This window comes from Nonomuraea marmarensis (assembly GCF_043197025.1).
Classification (GTDB): domain Bacteria; phylum Actinomycetota; class Actinomycetes; order Streptosporangiales; family Streptosporangiaceae; genus Nonomuraea; species Nonomuraea marmarensis.
This window is the reverse complement of record NZ_JBICRM010000015.1, coordinates 57,533-79,395: the sequence shown is the minus strand read 5'-3', so window position 1 is coordinate 79,395 and position 21,863 is coordinate 57,533. Positions and strand designations below refer to the sequence as shown.

At 70.0% G+C, this 21,863-nt stretch carries 18 protein-coding genes and 1 tRNA gene; 11 read left to right on the top strand and 8 right to left on the bottom strand.

Going from position 1 to position 21,863, the window contains the following annotated elements; all coding sequences use genetic code 11:
- Window positions 1-265: 265 nt before the first annotated feature.
- The 4 genes from ACFLIM_RS24630 to ACFLIM_RS24615 all read right to left on the bottom strand — a co-directional run bounded on the left by ACFLIM_RS24630 (window position 266) and on the right by ACFLIM_RS24615 (window position 5,433).
- Window positions 266-1,069, bottom strand: coding sequence for a hypothetical protein (locus ACFLIM_RS24630; RefSeq protein WP_393169191.1), 804 nt, complete (start codon window positions 1,067-1,069; stop codon window positions 266-268).
- A gap of 1,032 nt (window positions 1,070-2,101) precedes the next feature.
- Complete coding sequence (locus tag ACFLIM_RS24625) at window positions 2,102-3,490, bottom strand: GH39 family glycosyl hydrolase (protein WP_393169189.1); 1,389 nt, start codon at window positions 3,488-3,490, stop codon at window positions 2,102-2,104.
- 147 nt (window positions 3,491-3,637) lie between these two features.
- Window positions 3,638-4,390, bottom strand: coding sequence for an SDR family oxidoreductase (locus ACFLIM_RS24620; protein WP_393169187.1), 753 nt, complete (start codon window positions 4,388-4,390; stop codon window positions 3,638-3,640).
- Between the two features lie 17 nt (window positions 4,391-4,407).
- Entirely contained in the window at window positions 4,408-5,433 is a 1,026-nt protein-coding gene (locus tag ACFLIM_RS24615) for a phosphotransferase family protein (protein WP_393169186.1), read from the bottom strand.
- A gap of 157 nt (window positions 5,434-5,590) precedes the next feature.
- Here ACFLIM_RS24615 and ACFLIM_RS24610 point away from each other — a divergent pair, with 157 nt between their 5' ends.
- Together ACFLIM_RS24610 and ACFLIM_RS24605 are read left to right on the top strand one after the other, a co-directional pair.
- Window positions 5,591-6,673 carry a GNAT family N-acetyltransferase gene (locus ACFLIM_RS24610; RefSeq protein WP_393169184.1) on the top strand — a complete coding sequence of 361 codons (1,083 nt, stop codon included), beginning with the start codon at window positions 5,591-5,593 and terminating at the stop codon, window positions 6,671-6,673.
- Window positions 6,670-7,791: a DegT/DnrJ/EryC1/StrS family aminotransferase gene (locus tag ACFLIM_RS24605; protein WP_393169182.1), complete on the top strand. Its 1,122-nt coding sequence runs from the start codon at window positions 6,670-6,672 to the stop codon at window positions 7,789-7,791. Before ACFLIM_RS24610 ends, ACFLIM_RS24605 begins: the two co-directional genes overlap by 4 nt.
- Here the strand turns inward: ACFLIM_RS24605 and ACFLIM_RS24600 are convergent.
- Window positions 7,772-8,491: a hypothetical protein gene (locus ACFLIM_RS24600; RefSeq protein ID WP_393169180.1), complete on the bottom strand. Its 720-nt coding sequence runs from the start codon at window positions 8,489-8,491 to the stop codon at window positions 7,772-7,774. The genes ACFLIM_RS24605 and ACFLIM_RS24600 overlap by 20 nt on opposite strands.
- Window positions 8,492-8,536: 45 nt before the next feature.
- Complete coding sequence (gene pdxR, locus ACFLIM_RS24595; protein ID WP_393169178.1) at window positions 8,537-9,922, bottom strand: MocR-like pyridoxine biosynthesis transcription factor PdxR; 1,386 nt, start codon at window positions 9,920-9,922, stop codon at window positions 8,537-8,539.
- Window positions 9,923-9,993: 71 nt separating this feature from the next.
- Between pdxR and ACFLIM_RS24590 the strand changes: the two genes are divergently transcribed.
- The 8 genes from ACFLIM_RS24590 (at window position 9,994) to ACFLIM_RS24555 (ending at window position 18,471) form a co-directional block, all read left to right on the top strand.
- Window positions 9,994-10,632 (top strand): pyridoxamine 5'-phosphate oxidase family protein, encoded by a 639-nt coding sequence (locus ACFLIM_RS24590; RefSeq protein WP_393169176.1) that lies wholly within the window; start codon window positions 9,994-9,996, stop codon window positions 10,630-10,632.
- 85 nt (window positions 10,633-10,717) lie between these two features.
- Entirely contained in the window at window positions 10,718-13,054 is a 2,337-nt protein-coding gene (locus ACFLIM_RS24585; RefSeq protein ID WP_393169174.1) for a serine/threonine-protein kinase, read from the top strand.
- Window positions 13,055-13,161: 107 nt separating this feature from the next.
- Window positions 13,162-14,781, top strand: coding sequence for a serine/threonine-protein kinase (locus ACFLIM_RS24580; protein ID WP_393169172.1), 1,620 nt, complete (start codon window positions 13,162-13,164; stop codon window positions 14,779-14,781).
- 22 nt (window positions 14,782-14,803) lie between these two features.
- Window positions 14,804-16,159 (top strand): hypothetical protein, encoded by a 1,356-nt coding sequence (locus ACFLIM_RS24575; protein ID WP_393169170.1) that lies wholly within the window; start codon window positions 14,804-14,806, stop codon window positions 16,157-16,159.
- 49 nt (window positions 16,160-16,208) lie between these two features.
- Window positions 16,209-17,288 carry a DUF2510 domain-containing protein gene (locus ACFLIM_RS24570; RefSeq protein WP_393169168.1) on the top strand — a complete coding sequence of 360 codons (1,080 nt, stop codon included), beginning with the start codon at window positions 16,209-16,211 and terminating at the stop codon, window positions 17,286-17,288.
- 69 nt (window positions 17,289-17,357) lie between these two features.
- Window positions 17,358-17,951 carry an oligoribonuclease gene (orn, locus tag ACFLIM_RS24565; protein ID WP_393169166.1) on the top strand — a complete coding sequence of 198 codons (594 nt, stop codon included), beginning with the start codon at window positions 17,358-17,360 and terminating at the stop codon, window positions 17,949-17,951.
- A 67-nt stretch (window positions 17,952-18,018) separates the two neighbouring features.
- Window positions 18,019-18,094: transfer RNA gene (locus tag ACFLIM_RS24560), tRNA-His, on the top strand.
- A 152-nt stretch (window positions 18,095-18,246) separates the two neighbouring features.
- Window positions 18,247-18,471 carry a helix-turn-helix domain-containing protein gene (locus tag ACFLIM_RS24555; RefSeq protein ID WP_393169164.1) on the top strand — a complete coding sequence of 75 codons (225 nt, stop codon included), beginning with the start codon at window positions 18,247-18,249 and terminating at the stop codon, window positions 18,469-18,471.
- Between the two features lie 45 nt (window positions 18,472-18,516).
- On the opposite strand, the gene ACFLIM_RS24550 is transcribed toward ACFLIM_RS24555, so the two are convergent.
- A complete protein-coding gene (locus ACFLIM_RS24550; protein ID WP_393169163.1) occupies window positions 18,517-19,170 on the bottom strand; it encodes a helix-turn-helix domain-containing protein in 654 nt (217 codons plus the stop codon).
- Window positions 19,171-19,321: 151 nt separating this feature from the next.
- Here ACFLIM_RS24550 and ACFLIM_RS24545 point away from each other — a divergent pair, with 151 nt between their 5' ends.
- Window positions 19,322-20,542, top strand: a complete 1,221-nt coding sequence (locus ACFLIM_RS24545) for an NAD(P)/FAD-dependent oxidoreductase (RefSeq protein ID WP_393169161.1) — start codon at window positions 19,322-19,324, stop codon at window positions 20,540-20,542.
- Here ACFLIM_RS24545 and lat read toward each other — a convergent pair.
- Window positions 20,532-21,806: an L-lysine 6-transaminase gene (gene lat, locus ACFLIM_RS24540; RefSeq protein ID WP_393169159.1), complete on the bottom strand. Its 1,275-nt coding sequence runs from the start codon at window positions 21,804-21,806 to the stop codon at window positions 20,532-20,534. The two genes, ACFLIM_RS24545 and lat, sit on opposite strands and share 11 nt — an antisense overlap.
- Window positions 21,807-21,863 lie beyond the last annotated feature (57 nt).

Sequence of the window (21,863 nt, the reverse complement as noted above, 5' to 3'; positions counted from 1 at the left end):
TCATTCCGTTCGAAAGTTGAGCGATCCACCCGGGAAGGGTTATCCCTGCGCAGCTTGACGATCACCCTGCCGAACGGGCCGCCACGTCAGTCAAACGTTACTTTATGTAATCAATGCAGGTGGGCTTGAACTTCCGTTACTGAAAAGAGATCAGGAACTCACAGCTACCAGTCAGAAATCCCGCGACAGGCGGCAAACCTCACAGCCAACTCGCCGGCCGACCTGGCTTGACAAGGCCGCGTCCGGCTTCAGCGTGATCGTCGCCTCACCGCCCTGCTGTCCGGCCAGTTCCTGGGTGATGGCGCCGGTCCGCTTGCCGAACGGCGAGGCGGCATCCGCTGAAGGTGATCGACACGTCGCCGTTCTGCCCCGTCTGCAGTCCGCCACTTGTCTTGACGGTGAACGCGAACGTGGTGCCGGCGGCGGGCGGCTTGGTCAGCCGGATGTGCTCCGTCACTCCAGAGGCGGTGACCGTGTAGATCAGGTCCGCGCCGTCCCACACACCCGGATAGGTGACCGTCGAGCCGTTCACCTGCGGGGTGATCTGCCGGCTCTCTCCGGCCACGCCGATCGTGACGTGCCGGTTGCCCAATGCGATCTTGGCCAGCTTGTCGGTCCTGTCGCCGAACCGGGTCTCAAAGCCGGTCTTGTCGTTGCCGTGGACGAACCTGTCGCCCTCGGCCACGCCGACCGTGGTGTCGATGGGCTGCCAGGCGCCCGAGGAGTCCCGGTAGAACACCGGCCGGGTGGAGACCTCCGCCTGCGAGCGGCCGTCCTCCAGCTCGTACACGGTGCCGAACCGCCACCGCTTACCGGCCGCCTCCTTGACCCGCTTGCCCGGCGGCCGCGCCTGCCACGCCGCCGGGTGCGTATCCCGGCCGGGAAGGGAGATCTTCTGGTTGCTCGGGCGCATCTCACCCTTCGGCTCCTCGGCGAACCAGCCGACCACCTGCGCAGCCAGCCAGGTCGTTACCCGGGAAATCAGGTTCGGCTCTCCCGGGACCGAGGTGGCGGTCTGCGCGGTGCCGGCCGGTGCGGCAGCCATCGCGATCAGCAGCGTGGCCGCCACCACCACGCCCCTCAGCGCGCCCCCGATCCGATTCCCAGCGAACTCACAGCAACCAGCACAACCCGTAAACCTCCCCTTAACACGTCCCTGACCAGCGGAAAGACACACCCGACGGCGAATCTTTGCCCGGCGGCCTTGACCGCCGTCAGCATCCATGTCTAGATCGAGAGGGTTTGCCCCACCTCGACCCCCGAGAGGACACACCCATGGCAGCGGCCGGAACCCTCACACGGTGACGACCCACCCTCACGAGCCGACCACGGCGCACCGGCACAGCCGCGGACAAGCGTTACGGATCTCCACGCTCCTGGCCGGCCTCCTCCAACTCGTCCTCGCCGCCCTCCTGATCGGCATCCCCGCCAGCTCCCCCACCCTCGATGAGCTACCCACCCCGGAAAGCGACACCACCACACCACCCCCAGGCGCCCTCGCCCTCCACCCCACCGCCACACCAGCCACAACCACCTCACGCCCGCACCCCGCCACAGCCCCCGCCGCCAGCCCGGCAAGCGCCCCACGCGCGATCCCCACCACAGACCGAAACCGCACCAGACCGCCCGCCGCCGCCACCCGCATAACGCCTCCGCGACACAAACCGGCGACCGCGGCCCCGCTATCTGACACCCCTAAACCAACGAAACTCACCCCTCAAATCGTCAAAACCGAAATACAGCCGGCACCGCCAAGCACGCCTCCGGAAACAAGCCGCCGACACACCCCACCTGGCAAAACCAGAGAACCACCAGGACAAGCGGCTAAATCACCGCAAGGGCCCAGGATGAACACCCCACCGAGCACGCCAACACCTCACCCGGCCTGGCCCGAAATAACGTCGCCGCAGCGCAACTGGACGAACCTCCCGGCGTCGTAGGCGGGCCTGTGGCGATGGACCCCCGGCGGTAGTACTCTCCTGCCAGGCCAAGATCCTGGTGCGGATCGACGGTGCGGGTGCCATCCACGATTTGCTGAGCCATCTGGAGGGCTCGAACACCGCTCGCCGGACACCAGGGAACGGGATGCTCTTTTTGGGGTTTAGGCGCCGCCCCGGCCCGTCCATTTGATTTCGTACGGCGCCAAGGTCACCTGCTTGCCGTCCACCGTAGCCGTTACCGACCGGTCCGACGTGTTCACCATGACCGCCTGGCGTTCCTGTCCCAACGCCTTTATCTTCGCGTCCGAAGACGGTATAACTGCCACGCGCACGCCCGACGGGAACCATTTCGTGAAGCCGCTCAGCAGGCCCGCCATGGGCAGTTCACCGCCCACCTTCGGGGCCCACAGGCAGCCCGCGCACTCGCCCTCGTCCTTCAGTTGCGGGTTCCAGTAAAGGGCCGTCGTCACGCCGCTCTTCGCGAACTCCATCAGGGCCGTCGCCTGCACCGCCGTGCGCTTCTCCTCCGTCCAGCCCGAGTTCTCCGGCTCGACGTACCACTCCGCCCACCACACCGGCAGGTCATCGCTCTTGTGCCGCAACCACGTGGTGATAGCGCTGAACTTGGCCTGGGCCGCGAAATCGTTGGGGACATTCCCCTTGTCGTTGGTCATGGACGCGCCGTCCACCACGATGAAGTCGGCGCCCTTCTTGTGCTCGATCCAGTATTCGACCGCGTCCAGCGCGCGCTGGTCTATCGTCCCCCAGGGCCCGCTCAGTTCCGAAGGCCCGCCTCGGGAGTTACTCTCCACCGGAATGTACGGGCCCCCGACCTGGATATCCCGGTTCACCTTCTTCAAGGCCGTGTAGACCTTGTTGTACAACTCCGTGTAGCCCTCGGCGTCCCAGCGGTTCGTGCTCGGGTCCCAGAACCCCTTGAATTCGTTCCACACCATGTAGTGCTTGACCGTCGGATACTGCTTCGCCACCCGCACGGCCAGCCTGGCGTAGTCGTCGAAATGTTCCCGCTTCGGGGCGACCGTGTGGTTCTTGCTCCAGTCCGTACGCCCGGCCTGCCCGCCCTTCATCCAGTCCGGCGCGCAGCACAGCGTGATCACGGGCACCCCCCGCGACGACGACATGAACTTCAGCCGCCGATCCAGATCGCGGAAGTTGAACTGCCCGGGACTAGGCTCGGGGTTGCCGACTCCCCAGCCCATGATGTGCTGGTTCTGCAACATCGGGACCCGGCCGAGTACGCCCCTGGCCTCCTCCACGACCTGCCGCGGCTCGTTGTCCGCACTGAACTGGGTGTGCGTGACGCCCCAGCGCGGCCAGTTGGCGAGCGCCGGAGGCTGCTCCAACTGCGGCGCGGGCTCAGTGGGCACTGTCGTGGCGACGTCGTCGCCCTTGAACTCGCTGCGTGACTTGGTTCGGAGCGAGGCGTAGACCATGATGCCGGCCACGAGTACGACCGCCAGGATGCCTGCTCCAAGCGCGATCGGCCATGGCGATCGTCGGCGCGCATGTCGGCCGTCGGTCGGAATCACTGAATCGCTCCTCATCCTCACGAGACGTACGTGGGTTCACGAACCTACAAGGCATACACGGACAAGACTCATGAACGTGCGAAGGGCTGGGCATCACGCCCAGCCCTGAACACGCTAATCGTCCCGCTTGCAAGCCGCTTGCCTCCGTTAATCTGCGGCTGGCGGCCGCTGGCCTCCCGCGGGGCCGGGGACCCCGGCGTAACGGTACGGCACCGGCTGCCGCCCGGGCTGCACGATCAGCAGCGTGCCGGGCGTATCGGCGTAGAAGGCGGACTCGACGGCGGCGGCCACGTCCTCGACCGTGAGCAGGGGGAACCCGGCATTGACGAACATCTCCCGCGCCTCGGCCACCAGCGGCGTGTCCGTGAAGCCAGGGCAGACCGCGCCGATCCGGATCTTCTGCGCGGCCAGCGGCTCGGCCAGCGCCCTGACCAGGCCGACGACGGCGTGCTTGGTCATGGTGTAGATCGGGTCACCCGAGAAGGCGACCAGCCCGGCCAGCGACGAGGTGGCCACGATGGCGCCCCCGCCGGAGCGTACGAGCAGCGGGACGGCGGCGCGGACGCCGAAGACGACGCCGTCCACGTTCACCCCGACCACCTTGTGGTAGCGCGCCACGTCGAAGTCCGCCAGGTCCACCCGCCCCGAGATCCCGGCGTTCAGGTGGACCAGGTCGAGCCGGCCGTACCGCTGCTCGGCCAGCGCGACCGCCTCCAGCGACGCCTCCTCGTTGCTGACGTCGGCGGCCAGCCAGGCGCCGTCCACCTCCTTGGCCAGCCTCTCGACGCCTTCGCCGTTCAGGTCGACGAGGACGCATCGGACGCCGCCCGCCGACAGACGCCGCGCCACGGCGGCCCCGATGCCACTCGCCGCTCCGGTGATCAGTGCAACTGTGCTCATGACGCTCCTCAGGGGGTTCAGGGCTGGTCGAGCGTGCGGTGTGCGCGGGAGATCAGCGTGGGTACGGCGGAGCCGATGCGGTCGAATCCCTCCCCAACGGTCTTACCTTGCCGGAACCGGGCGTGAATACCCTCCACGATGACCGCGAGCTTGAAATTGCCAAAAGCCACATAAAACCCAAGATCGGAAATATCCCGCCCCGACACTTTCGTGTAGTGCCCCGCGAACTCCGCGGCGCTCATGAACCCGGGCGCCACCGTCACATCCCCCGCCACCGGGATCCCGGCCCGCTCCTCGTCCCCCCGATCGTGCCAGTACGTCAGCGTCAACCCCAGGTCGGCCAGCGGATCCCCGAGCGTGGACATCTCCCAGTCGACCACCGCCAGGATGTCCAGGTCCCGCGGCCCGATCAGGGTGTTGTCCAGCCGGTAGTCGCCGTGCACCAGCGTGTTGGCGGACTCGGTGGGCACCCGCTCCCGCAGCCGCTCCACCAGCCGGTAGTACTCCGGCAGATCGGCCGTCTTCGACCGCTCCCACTGCTGGCACCACCGGTCGAGCTGCCTGGCCATATATCCCTCGGGCCGCCCGAAGTCCCCGAGCCCCACCTCGCGATAGTCCACGGCGTGGATGGCGGCCAGCACCTCGGCCAGCCGCTCCGACAACCGCCGCGTCTGCGCGGGGTCCGCGTCCCCCAGCTGCTCGCGCGTCCGTACGGCGACCCCGTCCACGTACCCCATGAGATAGAACGGCGCCCCGATGACGGATTCGTCCCCGCAGAACGCGACCGGCTCCGGCACCGGCACCGGCGTCGGCGCCAGGGCCGAGATGACCCGCCACTCCCGCCGCATGTCGTGGGCCGTGGGCAGCACATGACCGAGCGGCGGCCGGCGCAGCACCAGGCGGCGTTCGCGGGCCTCGACCAGATAGGTCAGGTTGGACCGGCCGCCCGAGATCAGCGAGACGGACTGAGGCTCGCCCGCGTCGGGCACATGACGGCCCATCCACGAAACCAGGCTGGGCCGGTCAATGCCAGGTACGGTCATGAACACAGGTTAGAACGTCACTCTGTCCTGAAAGCCAGCTGGCAGTTCTGTAACGTTCCGGAGCTGCGTAGATGAGCATCGGGCGAGATCCTTTACCCTGGCTGTACACGTCTGCCCGCACGCTGGACAGGTAGTGGCATGCCGACAGTAGGAGCCCATGCACGTCACCCTTGCCCTCCCCCGTGAGCTGGGACAACACGAAGTGAGCCGATGGCGGGCTCTGCAGGAGTCGGACTCCGCCCTCGACAACCCCTTCCTGTCCCCGGAGTTCACGATCACCGTGGGCGAACTCCGCGACGTCGTACGAGTCGCCGTGCTTTACGACGGGCCCGACATCGTGGGGTTCTTTCCCTTCGAGCGGCATCCGATGGGCATCGGCAAACCGGTCGCCGCGGGGCTGACCGACGCGCAGGGGCTGGTCCACGTCAAGGACCTGGAGCTCGACCCGCGCCGGTTGATCAAGGACTGCGGGCTTTCGGTCTACGAGTTCGACCACCTGGTGTCCGGGCAGCCGCTGCTGGCCGCGCGGCACGAGAGGTACCCTTCACCAATCATCGACCTGCGTGACGGCTTCGACCAGTACACCGACTCGCTCAAGCAGCATTCCGGCAAGACGTACAAGTCCACTCTGGCCAAGTCCCGCAAGCTGCAGCGTGAGGCGGGGGCGATGCGTCACGACTACGCGACCACCGACCTGGCGCCGCTGCACACGTTGCTCGGCTGGAAGACCGATCAATACCGGCGCACCGGGCGCACCGACAGGTTCGCGCACAAGTGGATCGTGGAGCTGGTGGAGCGGCTGCTGGCGACGCAGTCGGAGAGCTTCGCCGGGGTGCTGGACATGGTCTACGTGGACGACGAGCCGGTGGCCGGGCATTTCGGGGTGCGCACCCGTACGACGCTCGCCGGGTGGTTTCCCGCCTACGACACCCATTTCGCCAAATACTCCCCCGGCCTCATCCAGCACCTGGCGATGGCCGAGAAGGCCGCCGAGTCCGGGATCCAGGTGATCGACATGGGCCGGGGCCAGAAGGAGTACAAGGACAAGCTCAAGAACGGCGAGCTGGAAGTGGCCGAGGGGCGGGTGGCCAGGGTCGGCGCGGCGGCGGGCGTGCACTGGATGATGCGGGTGCCGGTGCGCAAGACGCGCGCCACGGTGATGGCCAACCCGTTGCTGCTCAAAACCGCCGACAAGGCATTGAAAACCTACGGACGGCTGCGTACTGTCCTACAAGGGTGAAGCTCATCGCAGAGCGCACGGGTCGTCACTGCCTGTCGCTCCCTTCCAACCGCCTCGGCCTCTATCTGGCCCTGCGTCACTGGTGCGTGCCAGGGCAGCGGCTGCTCATGTCGCCCATCTCGGCCGACGAGATCCTGTTCCTGGTGCTCGCGGCCGGCCTGCGCCCGGTGATCGCGCCGCTCTCCCCCCGTGACGGCAACATCGACGTCTCCCGGATCGACCTCGAAACGGTGGACGCCGTCCTGACGACCAACCTGTACGGCCTCCCCGACCACGCCCCCGCCTTCACCGGGAAGATCCTGATCGAAGACGTGGCCCACGCCATGGAGACGAGCATCGACGGCCGCCCGCTGGGCACGTTCGGGCAGGCCGGGGTCTTCAGCCTGGCCAAGCACCCGGAGGCGGGCTCGGGCGGCGTCCTGGCCGTCGAGGACATCTCCGACCTGCAAGCCCTGACCCGCGCCCGCGACGCCCTGCTCACCCGCGGCTCGCTGCGGGCCGACCTGATCAGCGTGGCCACCTCGATGGCCCGCCAGGCCGCGCTCAAACTCGACCTCGTCCGCCCCGCGCTCACGCTCATGCGCGCCCTCGGCCTGCAGGAGGACCGGGAGGGCTACCGCATCGCGGTCAACCCCCAGGACCTCGAACTGGCGCTCAAGCAGGTCCCCTCGCTGCCCCCCTTCGACCCCTGGGTACGCGCCGACCTGCACCACTACCGCGCCCGCCGCGGCCGCCTGTCCCGCTGGTACCAGTCCAGGCGCCTGGCCAAGGTCCCCGCGGACCGCGCGCGCCGGCTGGCGGGCGTGCGGCGCCTGGCCGAGCTGCCCACGGTGGCCCCCGCCGTGCGCGACGACCTCGCCCGGCCCCTGTTCCGGGTGCCGCTGCTGGTGCGCGACCGGGACGCCGCCATCGCCGAGCTGGAACGGCGCGGGGTCGCGACCGGCTACCTGTACGACCCGCCGTACGACGACTACGCCCCCGCCTTCACCGAGCCGTCACCCGACCCCGAGCCCGCCAGATGGTGGGCCCGGCACGTCCTCCCCGTGGACCCCATGTACGCCGCCCGCTCCCTCCCCATCCTGCGCCACCTGGAGCCCCCTATGCAGGATCCGCCCTGACCAGCCGCAGGAACGCCTTCAACCCCGTGATCACCTCCTGGTTGTCGCCCAGCCCGTCCACCGTCTCGTCGAAGCGCCGGGCCATGAGCGTCATCCGGCGCCCCAGATCGTGGTCGGCCAGTTCCAGCCCCTGCCGGGCGGCGGCCAGCTCCGCGGCGACCTGCTCGACCTCCTGCCCGAGACGTTCGGTCGTGGCGTTCAGCGCGGCCACCTGGTCACGCAGGGCGATCACGTCCACGCGCGGGTAGCGCACCTCCAGCTCCAGCGTCCCGACCCGGTCGCGCAGGTGCGACGTGTACGCCCCGATCGGCCGGAAGCAGGTCGCGAGCAGGTAGAACCCGGCGAGGTAGTAGCCCACCTGAGCCCCGGAGAAGTACGTGATGACCGCGATCACCGCGGCCGACACGACGTGGCCGGAGATCGCGAGCGCGAGCATGCGGCGGGCGATGCTCCTGGCCTCGTCCTCGCGGCGCTGGGCCACCTCGATGCCGACCTCCCTGGACACGTGGATCTCGTGGACCACGTGGCGGGCGGCGAAGCACAGGTCCCACGGGACGGTCAGGATGACGAGCAGCCAGAGCAGGCTGATCGCGCCGAGGCCCAGCGAGATGAGCGTGGACAGCGCCACGCCCGCGTAGAGGATCAGCCAGGCGGTGAGCAGCGTGACGAGCAGGGAAGCGAGCAGTAACCACCATTTCATACGTCTCAGCGTGCGATGACGGCATACCCGGCCGCGAGAGCTGATCTACTCAAATGACGCCTGAGCATCCCGGATCAGGCCGGCCAGGATGCGGCAGCCGCGCCGGACGTCGGTCAGCGAGGCGGAGCCGTACCCGATCACCAGGCCGTGCAGGCGCTCGCGGCCGTGGTGGTGGCGCTCGGTGGAGTCGAGCAGGACGCCGCGTTCCCTGGCCCGCCCGACCAGGGCGGGCATCACGTCCGCGGGCAGCTCGGCGAGCACGTGCAGTCCGGCGGTGTCGCCGCGCAGGCGGCAGACCGGCCCGAGGAGGTCCACGACGGCGGCGCGGCGGCGCGCGTATTCCAGCCGCATCCTGCGCAGGTGCCGGTCGAGGTCGCCGCGCTCCAGGAGGGTGGCCACGGCCTGCTGCACGGGGCCGCTGGTGCGGTCGGCGACGGCCTGACGCAGGACGGCGATCCCGCTCACCAGCTCGGCGTCGCCCACCAGCCACCCCACGCCCACGTCGGGCGCGAGGATCTTGGACAGCGTGCCCAGGAGCACCACCCGCGAGGGGTCGAGGCCGTAGAGGGCGGGCAGCGGCGCGACGTCGTAGCGGAACTCGGCGTCGTAGTCGTCCTCGATGATCGACGCGCCCGTGCTCCTGGCCCAGGCCAGCAACCGCTCCCTGCGCGGGATCGGCAACCGCCCGCCCAGCGGATATTGGTGCGCGGGCGTCGTGTAGAGCACGCGCAGATCGGCGGGAAGCCCGTCCACGATCACGCCGTCCTCGTCCACCGGGCACGGCACCACCTCGGCCCCCCGCGCCGCGAACACCGTCCGCGCAACGTGGTAGCCCGGATCCTCGACCCCGGCCCGGACGCCCCGGCCGAGCAGGGCCTGCGCGCACAGGTCGAGCCCGTTGCCGGTGCCCCTGGTGACCAGGATGTTCTCCGGGCCGACGGCTATCCCCCTGGCCCGCCTGAGGTGGTCGGCCAGCAGCTCCCTGAGGTGCGGCAGGCCGTACGGGTCGGGCGATTCGCCGGGCGGCAGGTCGGCGGCCTTGCGCCAGGCCCGCTTCCACGCCGCCCGGTCGTAGTCGCGGACCCAGGGCCGGCCCGGCGTGAGGTCGATCCAGTCGGCCGGTGGCGGCGGCGGGGCGGGGACGTAGGGGCTCTCGCGGGGCGGCCTGGGCGTCTCCATGTCGGCCACGAACGTCCCCGAGCCGTGCCGCCCGTCCAGCCACCCCTCGGCGTACAGCTGCTGGTACGCCTCCGTGACCACCGTCCTGCTCACCGCGAGCTGGGCCGCCAGGGCCCGCGTGGACGGCAGCCGCTCGCCCGGCGCCAGGGTGCCGTCCAGCATGGCGCGGCGCAGCCAGTCCGCGAGCTGCGTGGTGAGCGGCGCGACCGAGTCGCGCGACAGGGATACGGGCAGGTCGGCATGGGTACGCACGTAAGTGGTCTCTACAAAGGGCTCGATAGTGGCCCTACAGCATAGGTCCACTTCGCCGTTACGGTCGAATCATGCTCTCCACCACACCCCGCACCACGCTCGGCCGTGAGAAGCAGCGCGGCAGCACCGACAGGAACGATCTCTACGAGGTGCTCGACTCCGGACTGGTCTGCCACCTGGGCGTGGTGGTGAACGGTCACCCGATGGTCGTGCCCACCGGCTACGGGCGCATCGGCGAGACCCTCTACCTGCACGGCTCCACCGGCGCCACGTCGCTGCGCACCGGGGACGGCGGCGAGGTGTGCGTCACGGTCACGCACGTGGACGGCATCGTGCTGGCCCGCTCGATCTTCCACCACTCCGTCAACTACCGCTCGGCGATCATCTACGGGCGGGCCAGGCTGGTGACGGACCCCGACGAGCGTATGGAGGGGTTGCGGGCCCTGGCGGAGCAGCTCGCGCCGGGCCAGTGGGACTACGTCAGGCGTCCGTCGCGCAAGGAACTGGCCGCCACGGCCGTGCTGGCGCTGTCGCTGGAGGAGGCGTCGGTCAAGATCCGGCGCGGCGGGCCGAAGGACGAGGAGGAGGACTACGAGCTGCCGGTATGGGCCGGCGTGCTGCCCCTGGTCACGTCATGGGGCGAACCAGAGCCGGATTCGGTGCTCCCAGAAGGTATCGGTACCCCTGTTCACATCCTCCATCGGGAGTAGTTCCATAAATCAGGTACCACCTGGCAAACCCGACTCCTTGATCGCACGTCTCATCAGGTGGGCCGGCTCCTGATGGGAGAGGGCAATGGAGTGGAGCGCTCCTGGTTACACCGAGATCAAGCAGCTCGGGGCGGGCGCCAGCGGGCGGGTGGCGCTGGCCGTACACGATGAGACCGGCGTGCAGGTCGCCATCAAGTACCTCTCCGAGGCGTTGTTGCGCGATCCTGCCGCGCTGGCCAGGTTCCAGACGGAGGCGCGGCTGCTGACCACGCTCCGCGACCCGAACATCGCCACGATGTGGGAGTACGTCCAGGACGCCGGCGGCGCGGCCATCGTGATGGAGTTGGTCAACGGCGTCTCCTTACGTGCGCTGATGCGCGAGCACGGCACGACGGAGCCTGAGGCGGCGCTGGTCGTGCTGAAGGGCTCGCTGCTCGGCCTGGCCAAGGCGCACGGGCTGGGCCTGGTGCACCGGGACTACAAGCCGGAGAACGTGCTCGTCAGGGACGACGGGGTGAGCAAGCTCGTCGACTTCGGCATCGCCGTGAGCCAGGGCACGGTCGCGCACCCGGAGGGCACGCCTCCCTACATGGCGCCCGAGTTGTGGGAGGGGCTGCCCGCCTCGCCCGCCACCGACGTGTACGCGGCCACGGCGGTCTTCTTCGAGTGCCTGACCGGGCACCGGCCGTACCGTTCGACGGAGCCGAGCGTACTGGGCTACCAGCACGTGCACGCCCCCGTGCCCTTCCACGACGCGCCCGAGCCGGTGCGCGGGCTGATCCGGCGCGGGCTGGCCAAGGACCCGGCGCAACGACCGTCGAGCGCGCTGGCGTTCGTGGCCGAACTGGAGTCCACGGCCAGGGCGGCGTACGGCGAGGACTGGGAGGAACGCGGCAGGCGGCGGCTGGCCGCGCTGGTGGCCCTGCTCGCGCTGCTGCTGCCCACGCCCCAGACGCCCACGCCCGAGGTCACCACGTCGCTGGCCAGGACGATGTTCCGCGGCCTGCGCTCGAACGCGGCCCGCGCGGCGCGGTCCACCCCGGTGCGCCTGGCCACGGCCGGCGCCCTGGTCGCGGCGGTGACGGTGGCGATGGTGATCGTGCTGACCAACCGGCAGTCGCCGCCCACGGAGCCGATCGGCGCGGCGGCGGCCGTGCCGCCCAGCCAGCTGACGACGGAGCCGGTCTCGGCCCCGCCGACCACACCCGAGTCCACGCCGGAGCCCACGCCGGAGCCCACGCCCGAGACGACTCCCGAGGTCACGCCTGAGGTCACGCCGCAGAGCTCGCCCGAGGCGATCGTGCCCAAGGCGGACCCCACGTCGCCCACTGCCACCAAGCCGGTCAAGAGCCCCAAGCCCACCAAGAAGGCCACCCCGACGAAGTCCGCGACCCCGACGCCGACCCCCAGTCCGACCCCGACCCCGACCCCGACGCCGACGCCGACGCCGACCGAAACCGAGACGCCGTCGCCGGTCACGTCGGTGCTCGGGGTGAGCGTGGGCGGCCTCACGGTCGACGCGGACGGGGTCGCCACCGGCACCGTCACCCTCCGCGCCAGCGGCACCGGCGCCGTCACCGCCACCGCGACCTGGACGGCCCCCGGCACGAACGGCCGCACCCAGCGGTTGCGCCTGAGCGGCGCCAGGTCCTACACCCGCACGCTCACCTGGTCCATCGGCGAACGCCCGTGCGGCAGCACCGTCACGCTGGCCGTCACCACCTCCCCGGCAGCGCCCGGCGGCGCCAGGTCGGCCTCCGTGTCCGTGCCGCCCTGCCCGACCAGGGTGACGGGGCTCCGGGTGAGCCTCGACCTGCCCGCCGCGCCGGGCCGTACCGCGAGCGCCCGCGTGCGGGTGACCGCGAGCGGCACCGCGGAGATCCCCGTCGAGGCCCGGTTCGCGGTCAACGGCGACTCCGTCGGCACCCGCACCGCGACCCTGTCGGGCCGGACCTCCTACGCCAGGACGTTCACGCACACCTTCAGGTCCCGCCCCTGCGGCTCGACGCTCTCGGTGACGGTGCGCGCGGGCGGCCGGACGGCCACCGCGCGGACCTCGGCGCCCTGCCCTCCGGCGGTGGAGCGGGTGTCGATCGTACGGGCAGGTCCCGGTGAGGGCGGGCTCGTCGCGACGGTCTCCGTCACCACGGCGAACACCCAGCCGGTACGTCTCAACGTCACGTTCTCGGCCGGCGAGGTCACCCGTACCGAGTCGGTCACCCTGTCCGGCGAGACGTCGTACAGCAGGACCCTGAGCGGCGCCGTCAAGCTGCCCTGCGGCACGAAGTGGTCCGTGACCGCATCCACCGACCCGGCGGCGGGCAACGGGAGCGACAGCGCGAGCGGCAGCACGGGTGAATGCCCTCGCGAAGAGGAGCCGACCAAGACCCCGAAACCAGACTCACCTAGCACCATTAAGTGACAATCCTGACTTATCGGGATATCAGTAGCGGGAAAGCGGTTCCCTCTGGTTAAGCTACGGACCGTTTGATGAGGGTGGGGGCCCAAGCAACTGCAGAGGAGACCGTTATGTACGGTGATGGGCAGTGGGGGGTCCCTGGCTACACCGAGGTTCGCGAGCTCGGCTCGGGATCCGCCGGGCGCGTGATGCTGGCCAGGCGCGACTACGACGGCGCCCATGTGGCGATCAAATATCTCAGTGACGAGCTGAGATCCGACGTGGGGTTCGTCGCCCGGTTCCGGCACGAGGCGAGGCTGCTCGGCACGCTGCAGAGCGCGTACCACGCCCGGTTGATCGACTACGTCGAGACCGGCCAGGGCGCGGCGATCATCATGGAGCTGATCGACGGGGTTTCGCTGCGCGAGATCCTCAGGTCCGAGGGGCCCACCGGCCCTGAGGCGGCGCTGACCGTGCTCAAGGGCTCGCTCCAGGGCCTGGCCTCGGCGCACGCGATCGGGGTCGTGCACCGCGACTTCAAGCCCGAGAACGTCATGGTCGAGGGCGACGGCACCAGCAAGCTCGTGGACTTCGGCATCGCGGTCCGGGCTGGCGAGGGCGCCAGTGCCGCGGGCACGCCGCCGTACATGGCGCCCGAGCAGTGGGCGGGCGGGCCCACGGGACCCGCAACCGACGTGTACGCGGCCACCGTGGTGTTCTTCGAGTGCCTGACCGGCACCCGCCCCTACCGGGCGCCCAACATCGCCGCGCTGGCCCGCCAGCACCAGAGCTCGCCGCCCCCCGTGGACGAGGTGCCGACGCCGCTGCGCGGCCTGATCGAGCGCGGCCTGGCCAAGGATCCCGCCGAGCGGCCGCCGTCGGCGGAGGCATTCCTGACCGAACTGGAGGCCGTCGCCGCGGAGGGGTACGGCGCCGACTGGGAGGAGCGCGGGCGCCGCCGCCTGGCCGCCCTCGCGGGCTTGCTGGTGCTGCTCTTCCCGAGCGCGCTCGACGAACCCGTCGAGACACAGACCTCGCTCGCCGAGACCCGCTTCCGCAACCCGTCCCGCATCCTCAGCAAGTTGTCCACCAAGATCGCCATCGGCGCGACCGCCTCCGTCGTGCTGGTCGCCGTGGTCGTGATCATCATGAACTCCTCCGCCGGCGAACCCGTGTTACAGGCACAGACCAGCCAGGTCACGCCGACCACCGCCGTCCCCGCGACGCCCGAGCCGGTGGAGACGGAGGAGGAGCCGGCCCCCACTCCCGAGGCGACCACGCCGGAGCCGGCGCCGACGGCCACCGAGAGCGCCGCGCCGCCGCCCGTCCAGCCGGTGGCCACCCAGCCCACCAAGAAGCCGGCCCCCAAGCCCACGCCGACCACGGTCAAGACCAAGACCAAGAAGCCGACCCCGACGCCGACCGAGACGCCGGAGCCGGACATCACCATCCGGATCGACGAGACCAACGGCGGCACCCAGCCGCCCACGTCCGCGCCTCCCTCCACGTCCGCGCCCACGTTCACGCCCCCGACCAGGGTTCCGCCGACCCGGCCGAGCCCGTCCACGGAGAGCCCGGAGGGAGGCCAGAGCCCTCAGGGCGGCGACCCGACGACTGAAGAGCCCCGGCTCGACGGCGTCGGCAAGGCGCAGGCCGGGTTGATCGCGCTCGGACTGATGACGTCAGGCGCGGTTCCCGTCACACTTGCGGTGAAACGCCGCATGGCGGGACGCCACAGAAGGAAGCGCTAAGACGCGCCGGGGGGCAACGGCGATGAACAACCCTGGAAACGGTATCGCCGGGTTCCGGCTCACCGAACACACCTGGATGACCGAACTCGGCAACTGGATCGACGCCATCTCACCCGATGGGCGCAGGGCGGGGGCGCTGCTGTTCGATCCGAAGATCATCGGCCTGCCCGGCGTGCGCGACCGCGTGGTGCACACGGTCATGACCGACCAGCGGCTCGTGCTGGGCGGGCTGACCGGGCTGATCCCGGTGGCGGACGTGGTCGCGGCGGGCGACCAGGTGTGGCTGCTCACCGCGCAGGCGGTCAGCCCCACCGTGGGCGACCTGCTCGCCACCGGGCCGATCGATCCCGGCGGCGCGGCCGCCGTGCTGGTGGAGACCGCTCAGACGCTGGCGGCGCTGCACGCCGCCGGGGTGACGCACGGCTCCGTGCACCCGGGCACCGTGGTGATCACCGCGGAGGGTGCCGCGCTGCTGTCGGAACGCGGCCTGGCCGACGCCATCCGCGGCCAGGTCTCCCCGCGCGAACGGGACGCGGCCGGCTGGGCGTCGCTGGCCCGCGGGCTCGCCGCCTCCTTCGGGCAGGGCGCGCCGCGGGCCGCCGAGTTGTTCGAACGTGCCGCGGCCGCGGCCGGCACCCTGGGCCTGGCCGCCGCCCGCGACCTGCTGGTCAACGAGCGGTCGGCACTGCCCGGTGGCCTGATCAGCAGGGACGGGCCGGCCCAGGCGGCGCGGGGCAGGTCGGCGTTCGCGCAGCCGCCCGGGTACGCACCGCCGCCGGTCGTGCCCAAGGACGAGGGCGACATCGTCACGCTGCTGCACGTCCCCGGCCGCTCGGCGGGACCCGTGCAGTTCGGGCCCGGGGTCGGCACGCAGGTGCAGCGGCCGGAGACGACCGCCGAGCGGATCTGGCGGGCCGGGCGCGACGGGGCCGCCACCGAGCACCGCCCCGGCACCAGGCTGGCCCGGGCCTCGCGGGCCCGGCGGCGGCGGACGATCTTCGCCACGGCCATCTTCGCGGTCATCATGGCGGGGGCGATCCTGGCCTGGTTCAGGCTGGGCGGCTCACCGGACCTGGCGGTCAAGTCGATCAACGTGGTCGCGCCGAAGAAGACCCAGGGTTGCGGCAGCGCCGTCGTGATCACGGGCACGGTCATCACCAACGGAGCGCCCGGGGAGATCACCTATGAATGGCGCAAGAACCTGGACAAGGACGTCGTCAAGGGAACGCTGCGCACGAACTCCGATCAGACGTCCTACAAGGTGCCGCTGAGATGGACGCTGCAGGGGAAGAGCAACGTCAAAGCAACTGCTACGCTGCGAATCCTGACGCCGGGCCCGGTGCGTACGGACAAGGCGACCTTCACCTACAAGTGTTGAAACCCGCCCGGAAATGCATATCAAAGCGGTTCTTACTAATCTGGCGAATATGACCACGCAGACCCCCGCAGGCTGGTACCCGGACCCCTACGGAGAGCCCCAGCTCCGCTGGTGGGACGGCAGCCAGTGGACCGACGCCACCCACGCGCAGGAGCAGGGGCCGGGGCAGCCCCAGCAGCCGGCCTCCGGGCCGCAACCGCAACCCCAACCGCAACCTCAGTCGGACCCCGACTGGTCGGCGACACCGGCGAACCCCACGCTCCAGTTCGGCCAGCCCACATACGGCCAGTCGGCCTACGGCCAGCCCACGCCGCCCACCCAGCAGTGGGGCGGCAATCAGCTGCCCGGGCCTGGTTACGGGGCGCCGCCGCCCAGGCAGGGCAATCCGCTGCCGTGGGTGTTCGGCGGGCTGGCGGCGCTGGTGGTGGTCGCGCTGATCGTGGTGGCCGGCATCTTCTTCATCAACAGGAACACCACGAATACCGCGTCGCCCCCGGAGCCGACCGACACGTTCGAGCCGCAACAGCCGCCCAGCAACGAGCCGCCGTCCAACGAGCCGCCCAGCCAGGGCGTCACCGAGTTCCCCCAGCCGGCCAGTGGCGTCGTCTCCGACCCGCGGAGCGGCATCTCGTACAAGGTGCCGGACGGCTGGACGGTGCCCAAGCCGGACCAGGTCAACGGCACGGACCCGACCCAGCAGGCGTACACGAGCGCGGTGCAGGCCACCTCGCAGGACAACTACGAGGGCGAGTCCGACTGGATCGGCAACGTCTACACGGGGCTGCTCAACGAGCTCTATCCCTATTCCGGCGCCGCGGGCCTGGGCGACACCGCGAAGGCCGTGTTCGTGGACTTCTCCACTAAGTATTACCAGCTCGCGCACGAGAGCAAGGTCGTGGCGGACAAGGCCATGAAGATCGGCGACCGGGACGCGTGGGTGCTGCAGTTCGAGCTCGACTTCAGCAAGGTGTCGGAGGAGAAGGGCTACAAGTGGAAGAAGGAGAACGGCGCGATCGTGCTGATGGATCGCGGCGAGGGCGAGTCTCCGGCGATCGTGTACGTCTCCGTACCCGACAATCTGGGCACCGACGTGGTCGGCAAGGTTCTCAGCTCGCTCAAGCCCGCGTAACCGGTGGCACTAGGCTGGTGGAGGTAACAAGCGGGCGGATTGCTCCGAGCCGCTGGGCGAGGAGATCGAATGAGTGACTTGCTGGTCTGGATCGACTGCGAGATGACCGGGCTCGACCTTAGCCGCGACGCGCTCGTCGAGGTGGCGTGCGTGATCACCGACAGCGAGCTCAATCAGCTGGACGAGGGCGTCGACGTGGTCATCAAACCGCCGCCGGAGTCGCTGGAGCAGATGTCGCAGGTCGTACGCGAGATGCACACCGCCTCCGGGCTGCTCCCCGAGCTGGCGGGCGGCGTGACGCTGGCGGAGGCCGAGTCGCTCGTGCTCGACTACATCCGCCGGCACGTCCCCGAGCCGAAGAAGGCGCCGCTGTGCGGCAACTCGATCGGCACCGACCGCACGTTCATCTCGCGGGACATGCCCGGGGTCGACGCCTACTTGCACTACCGGATGATCGACGTCTCTTCGATCAAGGAGCTGGTCCGCCGCTGGTATCCACGGGTCTACTTCGCCGCGCCGGAAAAGCAGGGCGGGCACCGGGCGCTGGCCGACATCACGGAGAGCATCAGGGAGTTGCGCTACTATCGCGCCGCGATCTTCGTGGACCAGCCGGGGCCCGACTCGGCCACCGCGAGATCGCTGGCAGAGCGTGTCACGGGCTAAACCTGTGGCGTAAAGACTCCCGATCCCCGCTACACTTTTCCTGTACCCCTACGCAGGGGTGGCAATGGTGGGTGTAGCTCAGCTGGTAGAGCGCCAGGTTGTGGTCCTGGATGCCGAGGGTTCAAGTCCCTTCACTCACCCCAGCGCGGCCGGTCCTTCGGGACCGGCCGTTGTCGTTTTCTCCCGACAACGGCCCCAAATCATGACAATGCGAGTTATGCTCGCTGTCTACCGCTAACGCCGGAAGCACGGGGGCCATCGGCGATCTGACCGTCTGCGCGCCCCCGGAGGCCGGATGAGAGTCGACGACGCAGCGTTCGATAGCGTGCCCACGTCCCTGAGCAAACGCGAAGCCGAGGTCATGGACCTGATCGCGACGGGCCAGTCCAACGGCCAGATCGCGCAACGGCTGTTCCTGAGCGAGAAAACCGTCAAGAACCACGTCAACCGCATCTACGCCAAGCTCGGCGTCGACTCCCGGGTCACCGCCATCGGCCTGTGGCGCTCCCGCCAGGAGTAGCCCTCCCGCCGTCGCCGGAACCGCCGCACGCAGAGTCGGAACGGCTCAGCGGGGCTCGACGCGGCGGCCCGTCATGCGGCAGGGGATGATCTTCAGGTACTGCTGCCGGTCACCGCCCGCCCACGGATCCACTCCGGTGGCCGCCGCCGAGGCCAGTTCCTCGTCGGTGGTGACGTGGTGCAACGAGCCCTGCACGAGCACGCTCCAGCCGCCGCTCGTCAGCTCCTCGATGCGGTCCACCTCGAACGCCACCTTGTACTCGACGTCCCGCACGCCCGTACGCAGGTCCTCGTCGGTGGAGCCGCCCGTGGCGGTACGGAAGACGATCGTGCCTTCGAGCAGGCGGAAGTTCACCGGCAACACGGTCGGCCCGTAGCGGCCGTCGAAGGCGAGCCTGCCGACGCCGCCGGGTTGGAGCAGGTGCAGGCACTCGCTCTCGTCCAGCGTGACCAGCTCCGGATGGGGAGCGGGCGGGCCGGCCCCCATGGGGGTCTCTCCGAGCAGCTCCTCCACGGTCGTCTCCAGCACCCGTGCGATCCTGGCGAGCGACTCGCGTACGGACTCCCCCTCCAGCCAGGCGACGTAAGCCACCTCGACGCCCGCCCGTTCGGACAGCTCCTCCCGGGTGAGGCTCAGCGCGGCGCGCCGCCGCGCGATCCGCAGGCCGAGGCGCTCGATGGTGGTCACTTGCTGGGACATGCGGCGAATCCCCCCTCTCCTGCGGCACGCTAGCCGCGGTTCGACGCGCGGCCCGGGAGGCGCGGAATCCCGGGCGCTTCCCGGCAAGTGGTTTAAGAGTGGGTGGTGGTGCCATAGACATCCATGACGGCGTTCATCGGAAGGACCGGTCATGGTGCAGAGAGCTCGGGTCGTGGTCGTGGGTGCGGGGTTCGCCGGGCTGGCCGCCACGAAGGAGCTGGCCAGAGCCGGAGTGCTGGTGACGCTCGTCGACCGCAACCCGTACGCGACGTTCCAGCCCCTGCTCTACCAGGTCGCCACGGCCGGGATGGGCTCGGCGGACGTGTCGTACCCCATCCGCACCTACGCCGCCAAGTGGCCCAACGTGCGGGCGCGCCAGGGCGCGGTGAGCAAGGTGCTGGCCGGGGAGCGGCGGGTGGAGTTCGAGGACGGCAGCGGGCTGGACTACGACTATCTGGTGCTGGCCACGGGCGTCACCACCAACTGGCTCAAGATCGAGGGGGCTCGGGAGAACGCGCTGCCGATCTACTCGCTCCGCGACGCGGCGGTGTTGCGGCGGCGGCTGCAGCAGTACCTGGAGGACACGGCGGCGGGCCGGCGCGAGAGCACGCACGTCGTGGTCGTGGGCGCGGGCGCGACCGGGGTCGAGATGGCGGGCACGCTGGCCGAGCTGCGGCGGCGTACGCTGCCGTTGACGCATCCCGAGATCAAGCCCAGCCAGACCAGCGTGACGTTGGTGGAGCGGTTCGACTTCGTGCTGGCGCCGTACAAGCCGCGGTTGCGGGACGCGGCGGCCGCGGCGCTGCGTAAGAGAGGGGTGCGGCTGCGGCTGGGGGCCACGGTGGCGGCCGTGGAGCCGGACGCGGTGATGCTGGCCGACGGGACGCGGCTGCCGAGCGACGTGACCGTGTGGGCGCTCGGCGTCACCGCGCCCAAGGAGGTGGCCGACTGGGGTCTGCCGCAGGGCGAGGGCGGCAGGATCGCGCTCACGCAGGCGCTGAACGTACCGGATCATCCGGAGATCTTCGTGGCCGGCGACCTGTCCGGGCCGCCCGCGACGCTGCCGCAGCTCGCCCAGCCGGCGATCCAGATGGGCCGGCACGTGGGCAGGCAGATCGTCGCGGCCGCTCAGGGGAGGCCGCTGAGCCCGTTCTCGTACCGGGATCCCGGCATCATGGCCACCGTGGGCAAGGCGGAGGCGGTGTTGCAGCTACAGAACGGGCTGACCATGCGCGGGCTGCCCGCCTGGCTGGTGTGGATCTTCGTGCACGTGGCCTACCTGCTGGGCGGGCGCAACCGGGCCAGCGTGCTGCTCAACTTCCTCTGGCGCTACGCCGGGCCGCGCCGCAGCGCCACCAGCGTCACGCAGTGAGGGCTTCCGACAGGGCCCGCAGGCCGTGGTCGACGTCGGACTCCGGAATGTTCAGCGCCGGGCGCAGGCGGATCGAACGGGGGCCGCAGGGCAACATCAGCACCCCGTGATCCTCCCTGAGCCTGGTCACCAGGGCGTCGCGGGCGGCCTGGTCGGGCAGGTCGAACGCGCACATCAGGCCTCGGCCGCGGACGTTGGACAACGACCGGGGGAGCTCGGCCTCCAGCTTGGTGAGGCCTTCGAGCAGCACGTTGCCCAGGGTCGCGGCGCGGTCGATCAGGCCGTCGCGTTCGATGATCTCCAGGAGGCCGCGGCTGCGGACCATGTCCACCAGGCCGCCGCCCCACGTGGAGTTGATGCGGCCGCTCTGCTGGAACACGTTGTCCGTCACCAGGTCGACCCGGCGGCCCGCCATGATCCCGCCCACCTGGACCTTTTTGGCGAACGCCACCACATCCGGAGAAAGCCCCAGCTGCTGGTACGCCCAGGGCGTCCCGGTGGTGCCGCCGCCCGTCTGGACCTCGTCCAGGACGAAGAGGGCGTCGTACTCGTGGCACATGTGCTGCATGGCCTGCAGGAACTGGGGCCGCATGTGGTTGTCGCCGCCCTCCCCCTGGATGGGCTCGGCGATGAAGCACGCGATGTCGTGCGGATAGCGCTCGAACGCCTCCCGTGCCTGGCCCAGCGCGCGTTCCTCGGCCGCCTCGACGTCGCCGAAGTGGATGGCGGGCACGTCGATCCGGGGCCAGTCGAACTTCGGGAATCGGTCGGTCTTGGCCGGCTCGGTGTTGGTCAGGCTCAGGGTGTAGCCGCTGCGACCGTGGAAGGCCCTCGTCAGGTGCAGGACCTTGGTGCCCAGGTCGCGTGACCTGCCCGCGGCCTCGTTACGGCGGCTCTTCCAGTCGAAGGCGGTCTTGAGGGCGTTCTCGACGGCGAGGGCGCCGCCTTCGACGAAGAACAGGTGCGGCAGCTCGGGGTCGCCGAGCACGCGGGCGAAGGTGTCGACGAAGTCCGCCAGGTGCTCGGTGTACATGTCGGGATTGGCCGGTTTGTTGCGGGCGACCTGGCCGAGGAGCTGGGCGAAGTCGGGGTCGAAGGGCGGGTTCACGCCCAGCGGGGCCGAGGCGAAGAAGGTGTAGAAGTCGAGGTAGCGGTGGCCGTTTCGGGCGTCGACGAGCCAGGAGCCGCGGCTGAGCTCCAGGTCGAGCACGAGGTGGTATCCGTCGATGAGCAGGTGGCGGGCAAGGCGGGTGTGTACGTCCATGGCGCCTCCAGGTCAGCTGTTCGTTCCTACGGGAGAACGGCGATATATATGCAAAAT

What these genes read in the sequence shown, in the direction of transcription:
- lat (WP_393169159.1), bottom strand. Translation starts at nt 21,806, where the DNA reads ATGGACGTACACACCCGCCTTGCCCGCCACCTGCTCATCGACGGATAC.
- ACFLIM_RS24550 (WP_393169163.1), bottom strand. Translation starts at nt 19,170, where the DNA reads ATGTCCCAGCAAGTGACCACCATCGAGCGCCTCGGCCTGCGGATCGCG.
- ACFLIM_RS24585 (WP_393169174.1), top strand. Translation starts at nt 10,718, where the DNA reads ATGGAGTGGAGCGCTCCTGGTTACACCGAGATCAAGCAGCTCGGGGCG.
- ACFLIM_RS24615 (WP_393169186.1), bottom strand. Translation starts at nt 5,433, where the DNA reads ATGACCGTACCTGGCATTGACCGGCCCAGCCTGGTTTCGTGGATGGGC.
- ACFLIM_RS24600 (WP_393169180.1), bottom strand. Translation starts at nt 8,491, where the DNA reads ATGAAATGGTGGTTACTGCTCGCTTCCCTGCTCGTCACGCTGCTCACC.
- ACFLIM_RS24545 (WP_393169161.1), top strand. Translation starts at nt 19,322, where the DNA reads ATGGTGCAGAGAGCTCGGGTCGTGGTCGTGGGTGCGGGGTTCGCCGGG.
- ACFLIM_RS24555 (WP_393169164.1), top strand. Translation starts at nt 18,247, where the DNA reads ATGAGAGTCGACGACGCAGCGTTCGATAGCGTGCCCACGTCCCTGAGC.
- orn (WP_393169166.1), top strand. Translation starts at nt 17,358, where the DNA reads ATGAGTGACTTGCTGGTCTGGATCGACTGCGAGATGACCGGGCTCGAC.
- ACFLIM_RS24575 (WP_393169170.1), top strand. Translation starts at nt 14,804, where the DNA reads ATGAACAACCCTGGAAACGGTATCGCCGGGTTCCGGCTCACCGAACAC.
- ACFLIM_RS24580 (WP_393169172.1), top strand. Translation starts at nt 13,162, where the DNA reads ATGTACGGTGATGGGCAGTGGGGGGTCCCTGGCTACACCGAGGTTCGC.
- ACFLIM_RS24590 (WP_393169176.1), top strand. Translation starts at nt 9,994, where the DNA reads ATGCTCTCCACCACACCCCGCACCACGCTCGGCCGTGAGAAGCAGCGC.
- ACFLIM_RS24620 (WP_393169187.1), bottom strand. Translation starts at nt 4,390, where the DNA reads ATGAGCACAGTTGCACTGATCACCGGAGCGGCGAGTGGCATCGGGGCC.
- ACFLIM_RS24610 (WP_393169184.1), top strand. Translation starts at nt 5,591, where the DNA reads ATGCACGTCACCCTTGCCCTCCCCCGTGAGCTGGGACAACACGAAGTG.
- ACFLIM_RS24570 (WP_393169168.1), top strand. Translation starts at nt 16,209, where the DNA reads ATGACCACGCAGACCCCCGCAGGCTGGTACCCGGACCCCTACGGAGAG.